Source organism: Collinsella sp. AM18-10, from assembly GCF_003471585.1.
Classification (GTDB): Bacteria; Actinomycetota; Coriobacteriia; order Coriobacteriales; family Coriobacteriaceae; genus Collinsella.
Map to the genome: position 1 here is coordinate 104,979 of NZ_QRJO01000003.1, position 20,121 is coordinate 125,099.

Consider the following 20,121-nt stretch of genomic DNA (forward strand, 5'->3'; position numbering starts at 1 on the left):
TCCGATGCGTCTGTGTCGGGGGCGTTCTACTCTTCGGCAATGCTATCGAGGATGCTGCGCATGATGGACACTAGGATGCTGCCCATAAAGGCCGAGCCAAAGCCGGCGATGGAGATGCCGACGCCCAACAGGTTGACCGACAGGTAGCTGGCGAGCTCCAGCATAAAGCTGTTGAGCACGAGCTGGAAAATGCCGAGCGTAATGATCGTGAGCGGCAGCGAGATGACCGTGAGGAACGGCTTGACGAACGAATCGACGATGTTGAGGAACAGTCCCACAAAGGCAAAGCAGACCCAGGCCTCGGCAAAGCCGAAAGGTTGGATACCGGGGACGAGGAACGTGGCGATCGCGATGGCGATCGAGGTGAAGAGCCAGTTAAGCATAAAGCGCATGGCGTGAATCCTTTCTTGCGCCGGGGTTGCTGGCGTCGCGTGAAGCGGCTTGCGGCGGCGACATGGATGGTTGCGCGCGCCGCGGTGTTTGGGCGCCCATTGTCTCAAATATTCGTGGAGCTTACGTGCGCATTCGGCTTCTAAGCGGCGTTCGTCCTGAAAAACGTGCCGCTGACAGAGAGTCTTGTCGCTTTAGTTTAGTGGTGTGCTACACTGCTACGGGCAAATGCCCCATGCATTGTTTTATTGCATAGAACGGGCGAACGATGCCCGATGTCAGTATCAACTTCGATGCCTTTTGGCGGGTTTGGCGGTGATCGATGAATATCGAGAACATGTTTGACAAGCCTGATGTCAAGCAGCTGGTCCACGCATTTAGTCTTTTGGACGACGAGAACGATATCCAGGCGTTTTTAACCGATATCTGTACACCGCGCGAGATCTGCGATCTTTCTCAGCGCCTGCAGGTTGCGCGTTATCTGGATGAGGGCGAGCCCTATGTTGAGGTTCAGGCCCGCACCGGCGCTTCGTCCACCACGGTGAGCCGCGTGTCCAAGGCACTTAATGGCGAGTACGGTGGCTATCGCAAGATCCTCATCAAACTGGAGGATGGCGAGTAGGCCAGCGGCAAAAACGAATTGCGCAGAACCGTCCCTTCGGGGGCGGTTTTTTGATCCCTTGGGGACGGAGGAAATCTGCTGGCGTGGGGCAAATCTGTCCGCGTGGGCGGGTAGGATGGATGCATTGATTATTACGAACGGTTTGAGTGGAGGACCATGCCTGTTCGAATCTATACCACCCATACCGGTACGGACTTGAGCGATGCCGAGGCGGCGTTGCTCGCCGACCTGGTTGCCCGCCACGGGCGTGCCGTTTTGCTGGCGCCCTCGTTTGGCGAGCTCGACCTGTGCCGTCATGATGCTGCGGTTGCTGGCGCCTCGCTGGGCGTTGACTACAAAACCCCCGCGTCGTGGCTTCGTTCGCTGTGGGAGCTTATGGGCGATGGCCGCAGCTTCGTCGACAACATGCAGCGCCAGATGCTGTTCTCGGACATGATCGCCCGTCGCGGCGATGCCGACCTGCAGCCGCTTTCGCACAGTCAGGGCACGGTGCGCATGCTCGCGCGCATGGCCCGCGATGTGCTGCCGGGCGTAGCGGGAACGGGTGCCGAGCGCTGCTGCGGCGACGTTTGCCGGCCCAATCCCAAGAGCGACGCCGAGGCTCGCGTGTTCGAGCTGTTGAGTGCCTATGCGAGCGGCTTGGACCGTCGAGACATGGTCGAGCCCTGCGAGGCGGCTGACCTTATGGCCGAGGTGCTGGCCGACAACCTTCCGGCGTGCGCCCGCGCGGTATGTGTGCGCGGCATCACAACGTTTACGCACGGCCTGCTCGAGCTGCTGTCGGCCGTGGCGAACAATGGGGGAGAGGTCGTTGTGCTGCTTGCCCGCGAGCAGGCGGCAATGCGCGAGGAACTTGCCGCGGCATTTGTTGCCCGCGGTGTGCTGTTTGAGGCCGCGCCGCTGGGCGAGGGTGCCGCCGCGCCCCAGACTGCCTCCAAGTCCGCCGCTCAGCCTACCTTTGTAGAGGTTGCCGGCCCTCACGCCCGCGCCCACGCCTATGTGGATGCGATCGATGAGCTGGTAAAAACGTGTGAGGACGCCGCGGTCGACGGCGGTGTCGCGGCGTCCGCGGACCCCGTGCGCGTGCTCGTGGTGTCTGCCCGGGCGCCCCAGCTGTTTGGTGAACTCGCTGCCCGTTTGGCGGCGCGTCATATTGCGGCCGAGACAACCGAGTTCACGGCATTTTCCCAATCCATCGCGGGCAGGCAGTTCACGGCGCTCGCCAATCTGATTGAGCGCATGAAGGCCGCCGACGAGGGCACCGCCTCCAAGACCGAGTGGTGGCCCGCGCCGGAGCTTACCGACTGGATTTACAGTCCGCTTTCGGGTGCCGATGCCGCCAGCGCGCGCACCTTCGACAAGAACATGCGCCTGTCGCGCGGCAAGACCACCTCGGCCGTCAAGAGCCTGCTGCAGAGCGTGCAGGGCCAGGTCAGGGGCACGCGCAAGGCTGCCAGTGATGAGAACTGGTTTAAGAACGTGCCGTGCGTGGCCTCGGACGTGTTCCAGGCTCTGTGGCGCGACAAACCCGTGACGGCGCTCAAGGCAATGCTCGCCGTCGCCGAGGCGTTGCCCGATCGCGCTCTAGGCGGCCTTGACGGCCAGGCCCGTCGCCAGGCAGAGACGGCTCTGCTGCGCCATGCCATCGACATCCTTATGAACGACGCCCGCGCGCTCGACGTGTCGCAGGCCGCGACCGTGCCCGTGCTCGACGGCGTTCGTACCAAGGTGGACAAGCGCAGCACCGCATACGATTACGGGACCTACGAGGTCGACCGCGCGCCGCGCGCCCAGGTGTGCTTTGCGTCGCTTGCCGATGCGGCAGCCCTGCGCCCCGACAGCTACGATGCCGTGCTGTTTGCCGACGTCGATCTGGACAGTTACCCGCTCTCACATGAGGAGGGCCCGCTAGCTACGCTGACGGCCGAGCTGGGGCGCAGCGGCGTGACGCTTGAGCCCACGGCCCTGCTGCGCGTGCGCTTTGACCGTGCGATGCAGGCGGCACGCGGCCCCGTTGTGCTCGCCCGCGTGACCCACGATCGCCAGGCGCGCGAGTGCTATCCGGCTGCCGTGTGGACCGAGTTGCGGGCGCATGCCGAGGCCGCTGGCGCCGTCAAGGTTGCGCGCGTGGGCGAGGGCGGTATCGTCGCCGATTTTGATCCAGCGGCCGGCGAGGGCATCGAGTGCAAGCGCGTCGCGTGTGAGGCTCCTCAGCATTTGAGTGAGGCGGCTGTGCCGTACCTGATCCTGCGCCACCGCGATGGCGAGGGCGAGGATGCGCCGCTGGTGCCGCGCCTGACGTCTGCCTCGCAGATCGAGGCCTATTCGACCTGCCCGCTATGCTGGTTCGTCTCGTACCGCGTGAAGCCCCAGTCGATCGACGCTGGCTTTGGCAATATGGAGAAGGGCAACTTTGTCCACGACGTGCTGGAACACTTGCATGCCCGTCTGCCCCAGGAGGGCATGGAGCGCGTGACACCCATGAATCTGCCACGCGCGAAGGAGCTGCTGCGCGAGGTCTTTGACGAGACCTTGGCCGAGCATGCGGGCAAGCGCGGTACCGAGGGCCCGCTCGTGCCGCTCTCCCCGGTGGAGGAGCGCCAGGTGGCCGAGATTTTGCCGCAGCTGGAGGGCGTTCTTGCCTACGAGTCCGAGGCGCTCGCGCCCTTCGCGCCGCGCTACCTGGAGTTTGCGTTCAACGAGCTCCAGGTCGAGTATGCCGGCTGGCCGCTCGGCGGGCGCATCGACCGCGTGGATGTGGATGCCGAGAATCGCGCCGTGGTAATCGACTACAAGCATCGCACGGGCGTTGAGGAGTTTAAACTCGCCGACCCCACGGTGCGCGACGAGGAATCGGGCGAGGCCGCCATCGACGACCCGCGGTGGCTGCCGCCCCATACCCAGACGCTTATCTATGCGCAGGCCATGCGCCGGGCGCTGGATCTGGATGCCCGTGCGGCGCTCTATTTTTCGACCAAGGGCGGCAAACCGGCGCTGCGCGGCGCCGCGAGTGCCGAGCTGCTCGAGGAGGAGCGTGGTGACGGCCGCATCCCGGGGCTTAAGAAGGGCTTTCCCGGCGAGGGTGGCAGCATGGACTTCGACGCCCTGCTCGATCGCGTGGAGGCCGGCATCGCCGAGCGCCTGCACGAACTCGAGGCAGGCGACGTTGCCGCCGTCGACCCGACGTCGGCTCAGGCCGCGCATGCGCGCTGCTCGTATAACCACGAAGGAACGTTTGTAAGGAGGGACGTGTAGACCATGGATCTTTCGACTTTGATGCCGCAACAGCTGCAGATCGTCAAAACGCTCGACCGTCCGCTGTTTGTCTCGGCGGGTGCCGGTTCGGGCAAGACCTTTACCCTCACGCGCCGCATCGTCTACGCGCTCTCGCCCGAATCCGGTCCGTTCGTTGAGCATCTGGATCAGGTGCTCGCCATTACCTTTACCAAAGACGCCGCGGCCGAGATCCGTGACCGTGTGCGCCGCGCGCTCATCGACGAGGGCATGGACGAGGAAGCCCTGACCGTCGACGATGCGTGGATCTCGACCATTCACGGCATGTGCTCGCGTATCCTGCGCGCACATGCGTTGGAGCTGGGCATCGATCCCGAGTTCACGGTGCTCACCGATACCGACGAGCTTATGGACCAGGCTGTTGAGCATGTGCTGGCCCGCGCGACGGCGCCCGATGCCGCCCCCGAGCTCGCCGCTTCGCTTAAGGCCCTCTACGCTTGGTATCCCATGGCGGGCGAGGGTGGGCCGTTTGGCGCCGGTACCACCATTAAAGGACTGGTGCGCGACCTGCTGGAGCTATCGAGCCAGCTGCCGGGCGGCATGGACGATGTGTGCGTGGCGCGCGGCCAGGCTGACACCTCGGCGCTTGCCGACGCCTATCGCGCGGCGTTGGGTGCGAGCAAGGCCGCGACCGAAAAGGCACAGGTGGCACTCGACGCCATCGACGCGTTTGAGGCGAGTGGCAAAACCATGGAGGATGCGGCGCGACTCATGATGTCGTGCAGCATGCCTCGGGCGAGCAAGGCGTTTTCTAAGGAGCAGGTGGAGCTACTCAAGGCCGAGGCTGCCGATGCGTTTATCAATATCGTGCTGGCCTGCGGTGCCCCCGCGCTCGATGCGCTGGTGGGCCTGGCCCGTTCCGTGGAGGCTGAGTATCGCGCACTGAAGGCCGGCCAGTCCGCGCTCGATAACAACGACCTACTGCGTATGGCGTACGAGGCGCTGCGCGACTACCCGGCTATTCGAGCAGCCTATGAGGGCCGCTTTAAGATGGTCATGATCGATGAGTTCCAGGATACCGACCAGATGCAGGTTGACCTGATCCGTTACCTGACCGGCGCGGGTGAGCGTGCGCTGTGTACCGTGGGCGATGCGCAGCAGTCGATTTATCGTTTCCGCGGCGCCGAGGTCGAGGTGTTCCGTCGCCAAGAGCGCAAGGTGGGCTCGACGGCGGCGTCCGAGACGGTCGACACGCTGGATGTCCCCGCCGGCGAGCTCGTCAAGCTCGTGCGCAACTTCCGCAGCCACGACGAGGTGCTGCGCTACGTGGCACGCGTCTTCGACGGCGATGACGGCGGCCTGATGCAGGGCTTTTTGGACCTTGAGGCGAGTGACGGCCGCAAGGACACGCTGGTGGCAGACGCCTCGCGTCGCCAGGCGCTCTTTGTTGCCGGCGGCAGTACGCAGGAGCGCACACAGGCCAAGGCCCGCGCGATCGCGGAGCGGTTCCGCGCGCTTGCCGATGCCGGTCAGCCCCAGGGCGGCATGGTGCTGCTGCTGGGCCGCATGACCAATGCCGATGTTTACGCACAGGCGTTTCGCGACCAGGGGCTCGACTGCGTCATCGCGGGCGGCTCGGTCTTTGCCCAGGCTGCCGAGGTCCAAACGGTGCGTGCCCTGGTGTGCGCGCTTGCTAACCCGGCCGATACGGCGCAGGGTCTTATGCCGCTGCTGGCCTCGCCGATGTTTGCGCTCGGCGCTCAGGAGTTCCTGGCGCTGGCGACCAAGCTGGACGACCAGACGGGGGAAACCTCGCGCCGCAACATCGACGTGGGCATCATGAGCGATTCCGATGTGCCGGGTTTGCAAGACTTGCCGCTCGTGACGCGCGCCCGCGAGGTGCTGCGGTATGCGCTCCGTCGCGTGGGCCGCGATTCGTTCGCCGCCATCGCGCGCGACGTGGTCAACGCCTCCGGCTGGTTTGTGCGTCTGGCACAGCGTGGTCCCGAGGGCAAGGCCATTGCCGCCAACGTGCTCAAGGCGCTCGACGCCGTGGCCGAGGCAGAGGCCGAGCTCGGCAACTCGCCGCGCTCCATTGCGCTCGCCTTCGACCGCTTCTTGGCGGGCAAGGAGGCCCCGGGCGCGCTCAACGAGGAGGGCGACGGCGCGGTACGCATCATGACGGTGCATGCGTCCAAGGGTCTGGAGTATCCGGTCGTAGCGGTTGCCGAGTGTTTTGGCGTTCGTAAGTCCTCGGGTGCGGCACAGATGGGTCGCGTCGAGGGCGGAGCGCAGATCGTGGCGCTGCCGGCACGCTTCGACGGCGTTAAGCTCGCCGACGGAACCTTTGTGAAGGGCGACGACGTCAAAAAGCAGTTTGAGCATGCGTTTAAGGGCAAGGGCACGTCGTTGTGGCTGCCGCCAGAGCTCATGGAGGACGTCTGTGCGACGGGCTCTCCCGCCGAGGCATTTGCCCGCCTGCGCGACGACGACCTGCAGCTTTCGCTCGAGGAGCGGGCCCGCTTGCTCTATGTTGCCATGACGCGTGCGCGCGAGCTGGTCATTCTGGCGATGGATGCCGGCGTGAGCCGTGGCAAGGTGACGGCGCCGACCTTCGACGTCGAGACCGATCTGACCTACGACGTGCTGCGTCGTATTCTGCCGACGGACGGCCTGGACATGCCGCAGCTCGATGCCGACCGTTTGGTGTTCGACAACTCCCAGCCGGGCGACTACGAGCTCATCTCGCTGGCTGACTTTGCTTTTGGTGAGCAGTCGTTTGAGGCCAATGCTTCTCTGGATGCCGAGGGCAGGCTTGTCCGCGGCGATGCCGATGCCGCCGATAATGCTGCGCACTCAACTGTGCCCGGTCCTGCCGACCCCGAGCCCGATGCGTTTGAGCTCGTGTATCCCCAGGCGGTGGGCGTGCGCATGGGCACCTGCCCGTATCCGGCGCGCGATTCGTACAGCTACTCGTCAATTGCCGCGGCGCTGCATGCCGAGACGGAAGACCGTGCCGCCGAGACTCGTGTTCCCATGGACGAGGCAGGCGATGATGCAGAGTCGGATGGCTCGGAGATGGCCGATGCAGACGTGGCTGCTGTCGAGCCCGCCGGCAACCCCATGGCGCTGGGCTCGGCGTTCCATGCCGCCTGCCAGTGGCTGATCGAGGTGGGTGCCGATGCGCTGCCCGCTGAGCGTGCCGATGCGCTGACGCGCCTGTGGCACCTGACGCCGGAGCAGCGCGAGCGCTTCGACGTTGCCCTGGACCGCTGGCTCAAGTCGGCGGTCCGTGCCGAGCTGCTTGCCTGGCCGTGCATCCGTGCCGAGGTGCCGTTCTTCTCGCTGGGCTGCGAGGACGAGGACATCGCCCGCTACGGTGCCTATGCCGAGGGCGCCATTGATGCACTGGCGACGAACCCGGCGGATTCGTCACGCGCGCTGGTCATCGACTACAAGACGGGCGGCACACCGGACGAGACGCCGGAACAGCTGCAGGAGAAGCACGCCCTGCAGGCGCGCGTCTACGCCGATGTGTTGCACAAGGCGGGCTTTGAGGCCGTGACCGTCAAGTTCGTCCGCGTGGAGCAAGTCGACCCCGCCAACCCCTGCGAGCCCCAAGTGGTCACCTACAGCCTCTAGCCACCTCAGGCTTTATGGTGCTATTTGGTTGGTTTTGCGGCCGTAAGGCCCTCAATCGTCCAAATGGCACCGCAACGCATGGGAGAGCTTGGGGCGGTACAATGGCCCGAACGGTTCAAACGAATAAGGGGCCATCATGCAGCTCACCAAAACGCTTAAGGTGACGCCGGAGGAGCTTTTTGACGCTCTCGCGGGGTCCATCATGCAGGATATCGAGAACGTCACGGGCAAACGTCCTAGCCGCAATAAGCTCAACGGCTATAAGTACGAGAAGCGCGCCCAGTCCGCAAAAGGCAAGACCAAGGGCACGGCGATCAAGGTTAAGATCAAGCACTTTGACTACCCGTGCCTCTATGAGGTCCGTTTTCAGTATGCGGCGGGCATCAATACCATGCGCTATGAGACTGCACCTGCTGGCGATGGTGCTTGCGAGCTCACCTATACCGAGGATTTTCAGGGTGCGGGTGGCAACACGTCTGGCATGCGCGGCAAGCTCGGCCTCTTCTTCTACGAGCGCAAGCTCAAGAGCCACGCCAAACAGACGATTGATCAAATCGTCAAATACATCGAGGGTGAGCGCCGCGTAAAGGCTAATCCCGCCTTCGCCGATGATACTGCCGAAAACGCTTCGGATGTATTCCATTGATACCCTGTGCAAAAGCTTTACCGCTCTTCACATCAACTGTGAACACTTCAGGCTTCGAGTCAGTAGCGAGCGGCCCGACAAAATTAGTTGATGGAAGTGCCGAATGAATAAGAATGCCGCTACGCAACTGCACATCTATTCCACCTTTTTCGTTCTCGCGGGATTTGTTTTAAATCGGGGAGTGTTTCTACTTTTCCTTGCGGAGAAAGGAATGTCTGTCACGGAAATCGCGCTTTATCAAGCCCTGTTTAACATTGCAACGGTCGTCCTCGAGCTGCCAACAGGGCTGATAGGCGATTTCTTTGGAAAGAAGTTTTCGATTCAAGTGGGCGTGCTGCTGCTTTTCTTCCATACGGCTGGCATGCTGTTGCTCTCAGGCCCCTTTCTTGTCGTGCTTTCCCTTGTTGAGGCACTCGCCTACTCCCTTCAATCGGGATCCGAACAAGCACTTTTATATGAAATTGCCCGGAATGCCGGTCAAGGAGAGCGCTTCCTCACCATCAATGCTCGGCTGCTTGCCGCACAATCAATCGCTACGGGAATGGCAATTGTGCTCGGATCTTTCATTGCCCAAGTATCTTGGAGCGCCCTCTACGTATGTGTCTCCGTTTTCTATCTCCTGCAGCTTTTCCTTCTGTATCCCATTGAGAGGACGGAAGCGACCCGTTCTGAAAGCTCTGAAAAGGGAAGGTTTGACGCGGCCAAGATGTTCAGACGCGAAACCTGGCGTGTTGGAGAATCCGCTTTTGCGGTATTGCTTCTTCTAATCGGCACAAGCATGCTCGATGGATTCTATGGGAGTTATTACAACTTGAATCAGTTGGTATTCGACGCATTTGATGCTCCCGTCTCCATAATAGGAATCTTTTTCGGTGCATCCTATGCAGTAAATGCGACGGCCTACATTGCAGCAGATTTCTTCTCATTGCGTTTCGGGAAAAGAAATACCATGCTCGGCTCGATGCTAATCGAGGCTGGCCTTTTCATGATTCTTCCGTGGTTCGCTTCAAATCCGCTGTGTTTGTTTGGCCTTAGCATGGTGCTTTGTTTTCTCCCAGAAGTGGTGTACATCACTTCGGAAAACTTAATCCAAGACGCGATAGCGGACGATCTCCGCGCGACGATCCTTTCCGTCGCGTCTCTGGTAAGGGCTCTCTTTTCTGCAGTGTTTTTCTCCATATTTGGACATGTGTTGGGGTTATATCCCATTCAGATAGCGCTCGGTATTATTGGTGCAATCGCGATAGCAATTACCGCCGTTGTTTCATTAAAAATGGTTGGAATACAGGTCTCCAAGAATTGATATATCGATTGACGAGCTATCTGAAGCGTCGAGCCTTCTTGATGGACATGACTATTCGTCACAAATCATTCCGCGCATCGCCGGGGTTCCAGTAATACTCGATATATCTGGATGCCCTCATTCCCCTTTTTGAAGGTCCCAAATTGACTACCCGTGTTGGTTTGGCTAGGTTCGGGTGCTATCCGCGCCGTGCGGTAAAATCGTTCAGTCAGAACACGAACCCGCATCGGAGCTCATCACATGGCATTCGTCCATCTGCACAACCACACCGTTTTCTCCATGCTCGACGGCGCAACCCGTATCCAGGATATGGTCAACCGTGCCGTTGAGCTTGGCATGCCCGCCGTGGCCATTACCGACCACGGCTACATGTATGGCGTGCCCGATCTGGCGCTGGCCTGCGACGCCGTCAACCACAACACGCCCGAGTACAAAACCTGGAGCCACGACAAGGCCTTCTTGGAAAAGGACCGCCGCGACGAGCTGGTGGAGCCCGATCCCGAGGAAAACCCGCGCGAGCATGCCCAGTATGTGAAGGACATGGCCATGTGGGACGAGAAGGGCAACATCGACGAGCTCAAGCCGCCCCTGGTCATCAAACCCATCTTTGGCTGCGAGGTCTACTTTACGCCGGACGAGACGCTCGCTCGCGACCATAAGCCCGAGCTCTACCACATGATCCTTCTGGCCAAGGACCAGGAGGGCTACGTCAACCTGATGCAGACGGTCTCCGAGGCCGCCGTGCAGGGCTTTTACTACAAGCCGCGTGTGACGCTCGACAACCTGCGCCGCCATGCCAAGGGCATGATCTGCACGAGCGCCTGCATCGCGGGCATCATTCCCAAATACATCGACCGCGGTGACATGGAGGGCGCCATCAAGTGGGCCGAGACCTTCCGCGACACCTTCGAACCTGGCGACTTCTACATCGAGATCCAGGAACACGGCATCACCACCGACAACGGCCTGACCGACGAGCAGATGGACCGCACGCTCATCGATATCGCCAAGCAGGTGGGCGTCAAGGTCATTGCCACCAACGACTTCCACTACCTGCGCCGCGAGGACGCGCCGGTGCAGGACGTCATCATGTGCATTGGCATGAACGCCAAGGTCGACGACCCCAACCGCATGCGCATGACCGGCTCGGAGTTTTATATGAAGACCGAGGAGGAGATGCGGGCGATGTTCCCGTATTGCCCCGAGGCCTGCGACAACACGCTCGAGATCGCCGACAAGTGCTACGTAGAGCTGGACTGGGACTCCATCATCCTGCCGCGCTTCCCGCTGCTCGACCCCGGTGAGACGCACGAGAGCCAGTTCCGCCGCGAGTGCGAGAAGGGCCTGCGCCAGCACTACGGTGACGACTGGGCCACGCGCGAGATCGGTGGCGTCAACATCAAAGAGCGCTTTGAGTACGAATACAAGGTCATCTGCGACAAGGGCTTTGCCGCCTACTTCTTGATCGTTGCCGAGTACGTGCAATGGGCCAAGGACAACGGCATCGGTGTCGGCCCTGGCCGTGGTTCGGCCGCCGGCGCTATCGTCGCCTACGCCATGAACATCACCGCGTTCGACCCGCTCGAGAACGGTCTGATGTTCGAGAGGTTCCTGTCCCCGCAGCGTACCGAGATGCCCGATATCGATATGGACTTCGACGATGAGCGGCGCCTCGAGGTCGTGGAGCACGTTCGCCAGCTCTACGGCCCCGAGAAGGTCACCCACGTCATCACCTACTCGACCATTAAGGCCAAGCAGGCCATCAACGACGCCGCGCGCGTCCTGGACTACCCGGTCTACATGGGCCAGCGCCTGTCCAAGATGGTCTCGAGCGACCCCAAGGTCAAACTCAAGCAGGTGCTCGACAAGCAACCCGGCAAAGAGGATCTGTTTAACCCCGATTTTGCCGAGGCATATAAAAAGGACGACGACGCCCGCCGCATCATCGACACGGCGCTCTCGATCGAGGGCCTTACCCGTGGCGAGGGCGTGCACGCTTGCGCCGTTCTGATCTGCCGTGACCCCGTCAACGAGCACGTGCCCACCAAGCTCGACACCAAGGGCGGCGTCGAGATTACCCAGTACGAGGGTCATACCGTCGCCGATATGGGCCTGCTCAAGATGGACTTCTTGGGCCTGCGCACGCTGACGGTTATCTCCAAGGCAAAGGCAAACATCAAAAAGAACTTCGGCATCGACATCAAAGAGGAAGAGATTCCCTTTGACGACCCCGAGATCTTTAAGCTCATGGGCTCCGGTCACACCGCCGGCGTCTTCCAGGTCGAGTCCGCCGGCATGACGGCCACGATCAAAAACATGAAGCCCACCGAGTACAAGCACGTCGTGGCATTGATCGCCCTGTACCGCCCGGGCCCGCTGGGCGCCGGCATGGTGTCGTCCTACATCAACCGTATGAACGGCAAGGAGCCGGCCGTCTCCTACGACGACCGTCTGGACGACATTCTGGGCGAAACCTACGGCACCATGGTCTACCAGGAGCAGGTCATGCTCATCTCCGTCGAGATGTGCGGCTTCTCCAAGGGCGAATCGGACTCGCGTATCCGTAAGCCCGTGGCTAAGAAAAAGATCAAGCTGCTCACCTCGACGGTGCTCCACTGGGAGGATGGTTCGGACGAGACCACCTACGACCACTGGATGAACGGCGCCATCAAGAACAACTACACGCGCGAGGTCGCCCAGAAGATTTGGGACGATGTTCTTGAGTTTGCGTCCTACGCCTTTAACAAGTCGCACTCTGCCGGCTACGCCATCCTGGTTATGCAGACGGCGTGGCTCAAGGCGCACTATCCGCACGAGTACATGGCGGCCGTTCTGACGTCCTACACGGGCAAGACCGACAAGATCGTGCACTACGTCTCGGCATGCCGCCACGACGGCATCCCCGTGCTTTCGCCAGATGTCAACGAGTCCGGTACCGAGTTCACGGCTACCAAGGAGGGCGTGCGCTTTGGTCTGGCCGGCATCCGCGGCGTGGGCACCGGCGTGGCGCAGGCGATTATCGCCGAGCGCGAGGCGGGCGGTCCGTTTAAGACGCTGCACGATTTTGTCGAGCGCGTGGACTCGAGCCAGGCCAACCGCCGCGTGATCGAATCGCTCATCAAGGCAGGCGCCTTCGACTCCACGGGGTATCCGCGTCGCCAGATGATGCACTTTGTGGACAAGAACAACCCCGAGAACATCATCGATGCCGCGGTAAAGCGCCAGAAGGATCGCGCGAGCGGCCAGACGTCGTTCTTCGATATGTTTGGCGACGTTGAGGGCTCGGGCTTCGAGGTCAGCGTGCCCGATCCGGACGGCCAGGAGTGGGATCGCCACCTTAAGCTGAGCCAGGAGAAGGAGGTTCTGGGCATCTATGTCTCGGACCACCCGCTGCGCCCGTTTGAGTATGCACTAGCCAAGGCGCGCGACTTCTCGTTCTCGCAGATCGATACCGGCTACGAAGTTCAGAATCCTACGGGCGGCACCATCAACCAGGAGATTCCCGAGGGCAAGGCGCTGTGGTGGGCCGGCATGGTCTCGAGCGTGTCCAAGCGCGTGACCAAAAACGGTGACCCCATGGGCATCGTGCAGCTCGAGGACATGGAAGGCGAGGCCACCGTCGTCGTGTTCCCCAAGACCTATAAAGAGGCCGAGGGGTACCTGTACGGCGAGGTCGATCCCGAGACCGGCGCGCAGCTGTCCGATGCCTTTGTGCGCATTAAGGGCAAACTCGAGCGCTCGGACCGCGGCGACCAGATCATCGCGCAGGAGATCGTGCCGCTCGAGCTCAACGAGGAGAACAACAAGCCCAAGGTGTTTGAGGTCATGGTGCCCAACAGCCGCTTTAGCCAGGGCAATATGGCGCGCCTGGCCACGGTGCTCACCGCCAACCCGGGCGGCGACCGCGTGGAGATCTTTATCGAGCAGGTGGACGGGCGCGTACTGCGTGCCGAGGTACCTGCCAAGGTCAACGCGCGTTCGATTCCGCTGCTGGCCGAGGCCAAGGCCATTGTGGGTAACCAGGGTCGCGTGACGGTGATCTAAGCTACCCCGGGTGAGATTGGAGGAAGTGATGGCGCAGGGGACGTTTGTGCAGGCGCTTCGCAAAGAGGCGGCGTTGAGCGGCACCTTTATGAAGGGGCGTTCGCTCATGCTCAACGGCGCCGTGCTGTCGATTGAGGACAGCGGCTCGCGCTTCTCCAAAAACGTGACGGTTGAGGGATCGGTGCGCGGCTCGCGCGGCGACCTGTACAAGACGCACGTGGCGCTCGATATGGACGAGCACGAGGTTATCGACTACGACTGCGACTGCCCCGCCGCATACCGCTATCCCGGTATGTGTAAGCACGCTATTGCCACGGCGCTGGCGTATTTGGATGCCAGCGGCGCCGAGCCCGTCGAAGGTTTGCGCACACCGGTTCGCACGTTTACGGCGCAGCCGAAACAGCCCGCGCGCACCGCGCCCAAAGCGCCGGCCGTCAACCCCAACTTTCCCTTCCCGGCGCCCGTCCCCACGAGCCCGAGCCTTATGGCGGCGCTCTCCGATCTTTCGGACGCGCGCATGAATGAGCTGGCGAGCATGCGCCGCAAGCTTGCCGGTGCCGTCGATCCCGACGCCCCCAAAGCGGCATTGGAGCCCTCGTTGGTGCCGTACTACAATCCGCTGTTCGCTGACCGCTTTAGCTGGGCGCTCGAGTTCCGCATTCGCTGTGGATCGGTCTCCTACGTGGTCAAGGACATCGACGGCATGGCCGATGCCTACGTGCGCGGCGGCACGTTCTCCTATGGCAAGAAGCTCACGTTTGTCCATTCACCTGAGGCCTTTGACGAAACATCGGCAAAGCTGCTCAACCTTGTTGTGACGACAGTTGCCTATCTCGATGACATCACAAGCTCACGTTCGGCGTCGTACGACTTTGCCCGCAGCGGTTTTGTTGCCGAGCGTCAGTTGCCTCTGTCCGAGCATAGCATCGTATATGTGCTGGACCTGCTGCGCGGCCAGACCATCTCCTTTGAGCCCGCCTGGTCGCGGGGGATGACGACGCATCGCACCTACGACGTGGCGGTTGAGCTGTCTCCGCAAGGGGAGGACGAGGCATCCGCTAAGCGCCCACCGCTGCTTGCCGCCAAAATCGCGCCGGCGGCTGGTGGTAGCTATGACCTGCGCCTGCCCGCCGATATGTACTGCTTTGCGTCGGGCGATGCCGCCTACTTGGTTGACACGCGCCGCGCGCGCCGTACCGACGCTGCATTTGCTCAGCATGCCGCACCTTTTTTGTCGCGCTTGCTGCCGTGCCGCACGCCCGCCCATATTGCCGCCGAGCAGGTGGGTGAGTTCTGCCGTATGGCGCTGCCCATTTTGCGCGACTACACCGACCTCACCGCGCCCGCCGCGCTCGATACCGTGGCACCCGAGCCGAGCTTTGCTATGGCGATCGGTGTCGACGATGGGCTCGTGACCTGCAAAATTACGGTTACCTACGGCGATTGGTCGGCGGATCTCTTTAGCCTGGGCGCTCCGGGCAGCCCCTTCGAAGAGCAGCGCCCCGGTGTGCCGCCCCGCGACGAGGTGGCGGAGTTTCGCGTTATGGATACGGCGGCCCTGTACTTCGATTTCTACGAGGGCGGTCTGGCGTTTGAGGAGCGCGATGACGCCCGCTTGTTCTGCCTGCTGACCGAGGGCCTGTCCGCCCTGTCCGAACTGGGTGAGGTCATGCTCAGCGACCGTCTGCGCCAGATCTCGGTCCGCCCCGCGCCCAAGCTCTCGGTTCGTGCGACCGTTAAGAGCAATCTGCTCGATGTCGAGCTGGGCGCGAGCGGGCTTTCGGCCGCGGACCTTGCCGTCTATCTCGATTCGTACAAGCGCCATCAAACGTTTGCGCGCCTTACGTCCGGCGACATCATTCGCCTGGACGAGGGGGCGCGCGCCGCGTTTGGCCTTGCCGAAGATCTTGGTGTCGATGCCGTCGACCTGCTCGACGGCGTGTCGCTTCCCGCGTCGAGCACCCTTTTTGTCGATAGCATGCTCGTGCGCACGCCGGCGCTCGAGGCCGATCGCGACGCTGCGTTCCGCCGCACCGTCGAGCGCCTGGACACGCTCGGCAAGATGGACTTTACGGTACCCGCCTCGCTCAAGGCCACGCTGCGTGGCTACCAGGTCGACGGATACCAGTGGCTCGGCTCGCTCGAACACCTGGGCCTTGGCGGCATCTTGGCCGACGACATGGGCCTGGGCAAAACGCTCCAGATGATCGCGCATATCCTGGCGCGCGTGGAGGCGGGGGACACCAAGCCCACGCTCGTGGTATGCCCGGCCTCACTCGTGTACAACTGGACCGCCGAGCTGGAGCGCTTTGCCCCGTCGCTCGATGTGTGCGCCATCGTGGGCGCCAAAGCTCAACGTCGTGTACAGATTTCCGGCGTGGCCGAGCATAGCGTGGTTGTGACGTCGTATGATCTTATGCGGCGCGATATCGACGAGTACGTCGAGCAGGATTTTGCCCGCGTGGTGCTCGATGAGGCCCAGTACATTAAAAACCCGCTCACGCAGGTGGCGCGCGCCGCAAAGCGCCTGCCTGCCGGCGCGCGCTTTGCCCTGACGGGCACGCCCATCGAAAACCGCTTGTCCGAGCTTTGGAGCATCTTCGACTTTTTGATGCCGGGCCTTTTGGGGACGCGCGAGTCGTTTGCCAAGCGCTTTGAGAGCCCCGTCGAGCATGCCGAGGGCGATAGCGCCGCTCGCCTGCAGGCGCTCGTGTCGCCGTTTGTGCTGCGCCGTGTTAAGGAAGACGTGGTGGCCGACCTGCCCGAGAAGATCGAGGACACCGTCATGGCACAGCTTACCGGCGAGCAACGCAAACTCTACCTGGCCAACCAGGACCGCATCGCCCAGCAGGTGCAGCACCGCGAGGCTGGGGAGTTTAAGAAGGACAAGCTCAAGGTGCTCGCCGAGCTCACCAAGCTGCGCCAGATCTGCTGCGACCCGCGTCTACACTACGAGGATTACAAGGCGGGGAGCGCCAAGCTCGATACGTGCATGGAGCTCGTGCACGGCGCACTCGACGGCGGGCATCGCATCCTGTTGTTCAGCCAGTTTACGGGTATGCTCGATATCATCGGTAAGCGCTTGGCCAAGGAGGACATCGCCTTCCTTAAGCTCACGGGCGCTTCGTCCAAGGAGAGCCGCGCCAAGATGGTCGCGCAGTTCCAAGCGGGCGAGGTTCCGGTCTTTTTGATTTCGCTCAAGGCGGGCGGCGTGGGCCTTAACCTGACGGCGGCCGACGTGGTCATCCACTACGACCCGTGGTGGAACGTGGCAGCGCAGGACCAGGCGACCGACCGCGCGCACCGTATTGGCCAGCAACATACCGTGACCGTGTACAAGCTCATCGCCAAGGACACGATCGAGGAGCGCATTATGCAGATGCAGGAGTCCAAGCGCGACCTGGTCAACAGCGTGCTCGGCGGCGACGGCATCTCGTCGGCGCTGTTTACCCGCGAAGATGTTCTGGCGCTGCTGGGCGGCGACGGGCGCTAACCCGCTCGGGTGGGGCCGCCAGGGCGGATAGCGCACGCTGCCCCATCGTCCCCGCCTGTTATGTGTTCATTTGCAATGCCGTGGATGGTTTGTCTGCCTTTGGGCATAAGAACCATCAAGAACATTGGCACGTCAGCAAAGGAGAACATCATGGCGAAATTCTTTAAGGACCCCGACGGTAAGCTCATTGCCGCCCTTGGCAACGACGTTGCAACCCCTGCCGGTTGCACGGAACTGACCGCAAACACTGAGGACGCGGCGCACGAGAAGCACGTGCCTGTTGTCGAGACCGAGCGCGACGGTCACGTGATTCGCGCACGCGTTGGCTCGGTCGAGCACCCCAGCCTGCCCGAGCACTATATTGAGTGGATCGCCCTTGAGGCCGAGGGCCGCTTAGAGGTCCATTACCTTGAGCCCGGCATGAAGCCCGCGACGTTTTTTGCCGGCGGTTCCAAGACCGGTACCGTCTATGCCTACTGCAACCTGCACGGGCTGTGGTCTGCGACGTTCTAGGAGCGCGCCCCCGCTCGGGGTATCATAGCTAGCATATGCACATGCGAGCGCCGACTGCATCATGCGGCCGGCGCTTTTACTACGATTTCGATGGTTTACGATGGAAAGGGCTGAGCCATGAAGCTCGCGCTTGCACAGATCGATATGCGCCTGGGTGATATTGAGGGCATTTGCGGCCGCATCGAGGACCAGGCTCGTCTGGCCCACGAGCGCGGGGCGCGCGTGCTGTGCGTTCCGGCTCCGCTCTTTATGGGCGCCATGCCCGGTGGCCTGGTGGGCGCTGCCGACTTTGAGCACGACATGCTTGCCGGCTTGACTGGTGTCGCCGAGCGCATCCAGGAGCTTGACATGATCTGCATCGTGCCCGCGGCGGTTTCGTTTGAGGGTCAGCCGCTGCTCGACTACATGATGCTCAAGGACGGTCATGTGGTGCCGGCGCGTTCGAGCATTGCCCTGCAGCGTGGCGAGAACAACGACACGCGTTGGGCGCCGCCGGTGTTCGACGTGGACGGCGTGCGCATCGCCGTGATTTTTGACTTGGACCGCGAACTCGAGATGTTGCCGACCGGTGTTGACCTCATTGCGTATTTCCAATTCAATGCGTTTGACATAACCGACCGCGAGACTGCCGCCATTGCCGCCGTTCGCAGCGGCGCCTACCGCAAGATCGCATCCAAGCGCAGCGTGTGGTTTGCCTGTATGGCGCCGGTCGGTGCCTATGACGAGTCGGTGTATACCGGCGGTTCGTTTGTGCTCGACGACTGCGGCCGCGTGGTGGCCCAAGCGCCGTGTTTTGAGGAGAGCCTGCTGGTTCAGGAGATTCAGCGCGGCGTGATGCTCGATGCCCTGGAAGATCACGAACTGCCCGAGTTCCGTTCCGAGGAGTGGCTGTGGCAGGCGCTGGTGCTCGCCGTGCGCGACAACGCCCGGGCCCACGGTGCGTCGCGCGCCGTGGTGGCACTCGAGGGCGACTTGCCGTCGTCCCTGCTGGCGGCGCTGGCCGTCGACGCTCTGGGCCCACGTAATGTGATTGGCCTGGTGCTGGGGCGCAACCGCATCTTTACGCCGGCGCAGGAGGAGGCCGAGGCTGCTCGCTGTGCCGCCGTTCGCGCCATTGCCGAGCGCCTGCATATTCGCACGGTTGAGCGCGATGCGCCGGATGCCGCGCGCGTGCTCGACCGCGATGTGTCGGCGGGCGACGCCGAGCGCCTGCGCTCTCGCACGCTGGGCCTCATGCTGGAGGATACGGCGCTCGAGCTGGGTGCGATGACGTTGAGTCCGCTGTCCAAAACCGAGTACGCGCTGGCGGCGCCGGCGCTTTGCGGCGGCTACCAGGGAGATTACGCGCCCTTTGGCGATGTGTACCTGTCGACGCTTGAGTTTGTGGCGCGTGTGCGCAACCGCGCGTCTGCCGTGGTGCCCCAAGAGCTCGTGACGCTCAACGCGGTGGAAGATTGTATGGAGCGCGTGCTGGCGCAGGCGCTCTCGACGCTCGACGGTCCGGTCGATATGCTCGACCGCGCGGCACAGCTGCTCGGCGGGGTCGAGCCGGGTGAGATCGATGGCGCGCTTGAGGCGCACGTGGACCGCAATCGATCTTTCGACGACATCCCGATGGCCGCTGGCAAGCCTGAGGCCTGCTCGCTGCTGCTGATGCTCGTTCGACAGGGTGAGGCTGCCCGCCGCATGTTGCCGACGGCGCCGATCGTTTCGTCCCGTTCGTTTGCCGAGCGCTCCTGGCCGTACATGCTTGCGTGGTCCGATCTGGGGCTCAACGGCAAGGAGCGCATGACGGTTGATTCGCTTGCGCGCGCCGAGGTGCGACGCTTTGCCGACGACGATACGAGTGACCGTATGCGCGGCGAGATGATGGGCCTGTTGGGCGAGCTGTTGGGTATTTCACCCGAGCAGATGGAAGAGCTGCGCTCCGAGGACGGTCAGCGTCGTCTGCATGAGGGCATGAAGCGGTTTGAGGGCGAGGTCCAGGACGCCATCGACAAGATGATGGGCGGCCAGGGCGGACCGCAGGGCGGGCCCCAGGGCACGCCGATGTCGCATCCACCGGTGGATCCGAGGCAGTTCCCGTTCTTCTCACAGAACTAGGTCGCTGCGCGCCCGCCAGAGCGGCAATCTGCCTTTCAATCGTCGGGCATGACCGCAAGGTCAATGCCCTCCTCTTTCAAGGCACCTTGCTCGCTCTGGCGGGCGCTCGCTTGCGTATGCTCAACCTACAA

General features: G+C 62.4%; 10 protein-coding genes. 9 read left to right on the forward strand and 1 reads right to left on the reverse strand.

Annotated features, from left to right (window positions below):
* Positions 1-26: 26 nt before the first annotated feature.
* On the reverse strand, positions 27-392 hold the full coding sequence (locus tag DW211_RS03525) for a phage holin family protein (protein ID WP_022094856.1): 366 nt from the start codon (positions 390-392) through the stop codon (positions 27-29).
* A gap of 320 nt (positions 393-712) precedes the next feature.
* Between DW211_RS03525 and DW211_RS03530 the strand changes: the two genes are divergently transcribed.
* The 9 genes from DW211_RS03530 to DW211_RS03570 all read left to right on the forward strand — a co-directional run bounded on the left by DW211_RS03530 (position 713) and on the right by DW211_RS03570 (position 19,990).
* A complete protein-coding gene (locus DW211_RS03530) occupies positions 713-1,012 on the forward strand; it encodes a YerC/YecD family TrpR-related protein (RefSeq protein ID WP_006235366.1) in 300 nt (99 codons plus the stop codon).
* A 156-nt stretch (positions 1,013-1,168) separates the two neighbouring features.
* Positions 1,169-4,267: a PD-(D/E)XK nuclease family protein gene (locus DW211_RS03535; RefSeq protein ID WP_118259234.1), complete on the forward strand. Its 3,099-nt coding sequence runs from the start codon at positions 1,169-1,171 to the stop codon at positions 4,265-4,267.
* Between the two features lie 3 nt (positions 4,268-4,270).
* Positions 4,271-7,888 carry a UvrD-helicase domain-containing protein gene (locus DW211_RS03540; protein ID WP_118259236.1) on the forward strand — a complete coding sequence of 1,206 codons (3,618 nt, stop codon included), beginning with the start codon at positions 4,271-4,273 and terminating at the stop codon, positions 7,886-7,888.
* 136 nt (positions 7,889-8,024) lie between these two features.
* On the forward strand, positions 8,025-8,534 hold the full coding sequence (locus tag DW211_RS03545) for a DUF3284 domain-containing protein (RefSeq protein WP_118259238.1): 510 nt from the start codon (positions 8,025-8,027) through the stop codon (positions 8,532-8,534).
* 103 nt (positions 8,535-8,637) lie between these two features.
* Positions 8,638-9,837: an MFS transporter gene (locus DW211_RS03550; RefSeq protein ID WP_118259240.1), complete on the forward strand. Its 1,200-nt coding sequence runs from the start codon at positions 8,638-8,640 to the stop codon at positions 9,835-9,837.
* 240 nt (positions 9,838-10,077) lie between these two features.
* Entirely contained in the window at positions 10,078-13,881 is a 3,804-nt protein-coding gene (dnaE, locus tag DW211_RS03555; protein ID WP_117647693.1) for a DNA polymerase III subunit alpha, read from the forward strand.
* 28 nt (positions 13,882-13,909) lie between these two features.
* A complete protein-coding gene (locus DW211_RS03560) occupies positions 13,910-17,374 on the forward strand; it encodes an SNF2-related protein (protein ID WP_118259242.1) in 3,465 nt (1,154 codons plus the stop codon).
* Positions 17,375-17,524: 150 nt separating this feature from the next.
* Entirely contained in the window at positions 17,525-17,887 is a 363-nt protein-coding gene (locus DW211_RS03565) for a desulfoferrodoxin family protein (protein WP_089572163.1), read from the forward strand.
* Between the two features lie 117 nt (positions 17,888-18,004).
* Positions 18,005-19,990 carry a hypothetical protein gene (locus DW211_RS03570; RefSeq protein WP_118259243.1) on the forward strand — a complete coding sequence of 662 codons (1,986 nt, stop codon included), beginning with the start codon at positions 18,005-18,007 and terminating at the stop codon, positions 19,988-19,990.
* Positions 19,991-20,121 lie beyond the last annotated feature (131 nt).